1 protein-coding gene is annotated in these 707 nt (G+C 51.5%); it reads right to left on the reverse strand.

Annotated elements, in window-relative coordinates:
* On the reverse strand, positions 1-707 hold a 707-nt coding region (locus NZ579_08215), incomplete at both ends, for an adenylosuccinate synthetase (protein ID MCS7299920.1).

Genomic DNA, 707 nt, shown 5'->3' on the forward strand with positions numbered 1-707 from the left:
TTCTCCCTCTCTCCAGGCAGGCTCCTGAAGCCAGAAGTACTCTTCCCTCTCTGGTCCCGTGGAAAGCATTACCAATGGCACGCCAAGATAGTCCTGTATAAACTGTAAATACTGGAGGGCTTCCTTCGGCAGTTCTGAAAAGCTCCTTGCACCCCTCGTGTTTCTGAGCCACCCTTTAAAGCTCTTGTAGATGGGTGCTACCTTAGAAAGTTTGCTTAGGCCTGCAGGGAAGTGGTCAAAGACCTGCCCATCCAGCTCGTAGGCAACGCATACTTTTATTTCTTCAAAACCATCCAGCACATCGAGCTTTGTAAGTATCAGACCATCAAGGCCGTTTACCTCAACCGCATGCTTGAGAACCACAAGGTCGAGCCATCCGCATCTTCTTGGTCTTCCTGTTGTTGCACCGTATTCGCCTCCTCTTTCCCTCAACTGCTCCCCCTTCTCGTCTGTAAGCTCCGTGGGGAACGGCCCCTCTCCAACCCTCGTGGCGTAGGCCTTAGAAACCGCCCAGAAGTTAGCCGTCGAAAAGTACTTAGGAGGAAGTCCAGTACCATTAGAAAGTCCAAGGGCTGATGCGTTGGAGGAGGTCACAAAAGGATATGTCCCCATGTCTATATCCAGCATGGTGCCCTGTGCGCCTTCAAAGAGCACGCTACCCTCAAACTTTAAAAGCCACTGGGTAGTGTCTGTCACCCTTCCCCTTA

This window comes from Spirochaetota bacterium, assembly GCA_025061835.1.
Classification (GTDB): Bacteria; Spirochaetota; Brevinematia; order DTOW01; family DTOW01; genus SKYB106.